Consider the following 3,454-nt stretch of genomic DNA (forward strand, 5'->3'; position numbering starts at 1 on the left):
CTGAGAAAGACCCGGCTAACCTGAAATGGGACGAAGTGGGTGTTGACGTTGTTGCTGAAGCAACCGGTATCTTCCTGACCGACGAAACCGCACGTAAACACATCACTGCCGGCGCGAAGAAAGTGGTTCTGACTGGCCCGTCTAAAGATGACACCCCAATGTTCGTTCGTGGTGCCAACTTCGACAAATATGCCGGCCAGGACATCGTGTCTAACGCTTCCTGCACCACCAACTGCCTGGCACCGCTGGCTAAAGTAATCAACGACAAGTTCGGTATCGTTGAAGGTCTGATGACCACTGTTCACGCCACCACCGCCACTCAGAAAACCGTTGATGGCCCGTCTCACAAAGACTGGCGCGGCGGCCGCGGTGCAGCGCAGAACATCATCCCATCTTCTACCGGCGCAGCAAAAGCAGTAGGCAAAGTTCTGCCAGAGCTGAACGGTAAACTGACCGGTATGGCGTTCCGCGTACCAACACCAAACGTGTCTGTGGTTGACCTGACCGTTCGTCTGGAAAAACCAGCGTCTTACAAAGACATCTGTGCAGCCATCAAAGCCGCTGCTGAAGGTGACATGAAAGACGTGCTGGGCTACATCGAAGACGACGTGGTTTCTACCGACTTCAACGGCGAAACCCTGACTTCCGTGTTCGACGCGAAAGCCGGTATCGCTCTGAACGACAACTTTGTGAAACTGGTTTCCTGGTACGATAACGAAACCGGTTACTCCAACAAGGTTCTGGATCTGATTGCACTGGTTGCTGCTAAGTAAGCTAACCGGCTAAACAGACAAGGGGTGACTTCGGTCGCCCCTTTTTTTTCGATTGGATGAGAGAAGGTCTGACAATGCACAATTCGCTCTTTAACTTGCCCGTGGTGACGCAGATCACCCCTTACCTGTCGCAGCGTCAGATGGGTGAATTATCGATTCTGGTGATCAGCCATCCGAAAGTGCGCGCCGCCATTGCCCTGCAGGGTGCGCACCTACTGGCATGGCAACCGGCCGGTCAGCAGCCCGCCATCTGGCTCAGCGACAAGACGCCATTCGTCAGCGGAAAAGCCATTCGCGGCGGCGTGCCGGTCTGCTGGCCGTGGTTTGGTCCGGCAGGTGAACCTGCGCATGGCTTTGCCCGCAATCAGCCGTGGACGCTGACGGCGCATGATGAGAACGAAGATGCGGTCATGCTGACGTTCACGCTGGAAAGTAATGCACAAACGAAAAAACTGTGGCCGCACGACTTCACACTGCTGGCGCGCTTCCGCATTGCTGAACACTGTGAGATTGAGCTGGAAGCCTGGGGCGATTATGAAGCCACTGCCGCGCTGCACAGCTATTTTCAGGTGGCGGACATTGCGCAGGTTGAAGTCAGCGGGCTCGGCAACAGCTACATCGATAAGGTGCAGGACAGTGCCATCGGCAGCGCAGCGGACGGGAAACAAACTTATCCCGATCGGGTTGATCGCATTCATACCGCAGCGGAAGACTGCAGCGTGATCCACGATCGCGCCGGTAAACGCCAGATTGAAGTCTATCACCATTATCAAAGTGACGTTGTCACCTGGAATCCTGGCCCGGCACTGTCCTGCAGCATGGCCGATATGCCTAATGATGGTTATAAAACCATGGTATGCGTGGAGACGGCGCGGATTAGCAAACCGATGAAAAGTGCCGGAGAAACCCCTGCCCGCCTTGGCGTCACGCTGAGAATCCGCAATAAGTAATGCTGAACGGCGCGCACGCGCCGTTTACACCACATCCAGCGCCAGTTTATGCTGCGGCGGCGGAAAGGCGCGATCCAGCAGCGCCAGCTCATCGCTGGTCAGGGTGATATTCAGGGCCGCCGCATTCTCCTGCACGTGCGCCACGCTGCCCGCCTTGGGAATGGCCATTACGCCCGGCTGGCGAATCACCCAGCTCAACAGCAACTGAGCGATGCTGATGCCCTTCTGTTGTGCAATCTGCTGCAGAGTCGCATCGTCAAACAGCGCCTGACGCAGCCGTCCGGCCTGCGCCAGCGGACAGTAAGCCATGACGGGTGTATGGTGCTGCTGACAGAGCGGCAGTAAATCAAATTCAATACCGCGCGAAGCCAGATGGTACAGCACCTGATTAGTCGCGCAGCCCATCCCTCCGGCTTCACTCCACAGCTCCTGCAGATCGTCGCTATCAAAATTGGAGACGCCCCAGTGGCGGATTTTGCCCTGCTGCTGCAGCGTTTGCATGGCGCGCACGGTCTCTTCCAGCGGTACATTACCGCGCCAGTGCAACAGATAAAGATCGAGATAGTCCGTCTGCAGACGGCGCAGACTGCGCTCACAGGCGTCAATCGCATCGACCTCACCGGCATTCCACGGGTAAACTTTTGATACCAGCCAGGCTTGATCGCGCCGTCCGCGCAGCGCTGCGCCGACCACCTCTTCCGCGCCGCCTTCGGCATACATCTCAGCGGTATCGATCAGTTTCAGTCCGGCGTCCAGTCCAGCCTGCAGCGCAGCGATTTCCTGCGCCCGCTGTGCCGGATTCTCGCCCATAAACCAGGTGCCCTGGCCGATAGCCGGTAACGGCGTATCGTCGTTAAACTGAATCGTCTTCATCTCACCTCCCGCTGCGCCATTACGGGGCGCAATATTGGTGCAAGGTAACAAAAACGCCTCATTATGAGGCGTTCGTGTGGTCATCAGAAGCTGTAGCTGACGCCGGTCCACAGCGTAAACTGACCGTCTTTATCCACCATCGGACTGTCTTTAATTTCACTGGCGAAGCGGGTGTAACGGCCTGACAGGCTGGCGTTCCAGCTCTCGCTGATCTGGTAGCTAGCGTTCATCTCGACGTAAGGCGACCAGCTGTCGTCCGGGTGATAGCGATCGATGCCGGTACGCGCGCTTTCGTGGCCGGAAACGCCGTAGTAATAGCGGTTTTGGTTGGCACTGTTCCACATTGCGCCAATGCCCGGTGTCAGGCTGAACGCGCCGAAATCAAAGCGGTACAGGTAGGTCAGGTCCCAAATCATGCCGTTGCTGTTATTCAGCACATCGCCCAGCAGCGCGGTACGCACAATCCCCCAGTCAGCAACGTGACGATAAGTTGCGCCGGCCATCAGCGTCATACGACGCTTGTCCAGCCCTTTCATATCGCCCAGATCGTTATCTTTCGGGTCATACTGCTGCGGCGAGCCCAGCAGCGTTAACGACAGCTGATTCTGCGGGTCTTTCCACAGGTAATAACCGCCCTGCAGGCTGCGGAACCAAAAGTTTTCCCCCTCATAATTGATGACCGGGATCGGCAGATAACGGTCCTGGCCGCCGCGGTACGGCGACTGGGCATAAATAACCGAAGCCCCAAGTGACACGGGTTCAGCGTAAGTGCTGAACGCCGCAAAATAGCAAGGACACATCAGAGCAAGCGCTTTAAGTTTGAAATGGTTCACAATTTATTCATTCCATTAATATAAC

General features: G+C 56.4%; 4 protein-coding genes. 2 read left to right on the forward strand and 2 right to left on the reverse strand.

All coding sequences use genetic code 11. The features are described 5' to 3' along the window. Together QMM04_RS21565 and QMM04_RS21570 are read left to right on the forward strand one after the other, a co-directional pair. Window positions 1-773: type I glyceraldehyde-3-phosphate dehydrogenase (locus QMM04_RS21565; RefSeq protein WP_282996999.1), on the forward strand; the 773-nt coding region annotated here is incomplete at its 5' end. Between the two features lie 74 nt (window positions 774-847). Beyond that, window positions 848-1,723 carry a D-hexose-6-phosphate mutarotase gene (locus tag QMM04_RS21570; RefSeq protein WP_058771253.1) on the forward strand — a complete coding sequence of 292 codons (876 nt, stop codon included), beginning with the start codon at window positions 848-850 and terminating at the stop codon, window positions 1,721-1,723. Between the two features lie 24 nt (window positions 1,724-1,747). On the opposite strand, the gene QMM04_RS21575 is transcribed toward QMM04_RS21570, so the two are convergent. Both QMM04_RS21575 and QMM04_RS21580 read right to left on the reverse strand, forming a co-directional pair. Further along, the gene (locus tag QMM04_RS21575; RefSeq protein WP_282997000.1) at window positions 1,748-2,596 is read right to left on the reverse strand and encodes an aldo/keto reductase; all 849 of its coding nucleotides are present in this window, start codon (window positions 2,594-2,596) and stop codon (window positions 1,748-1,750) included. Between the two features lie 83 nt (window positions 2,597-2,679). Next, window positions 2,680-3,429: a MipA/OmpV family protein gene (locus QMM04_RS21580; protein ID WP_058774604.1), complete on the reverse strand. Its 750-nt coding sequence runs from the start codon at window positions 3,427-3,429 to the stop codon at window positions 2,680-2,682. Window positions 3,430-3,454: the final 25 nt, after the last annotated feature.

The organism is Pantoea sp. Pa-EAmG (assembly GCF_030024295.1).
Taxonomy (GTDB): Bacteria; Pseudomonadota; Gammaproteobacteria; order Enterobacterales; family Enterobacteriaceae; genus Pantoea; species Pantoea dispersa.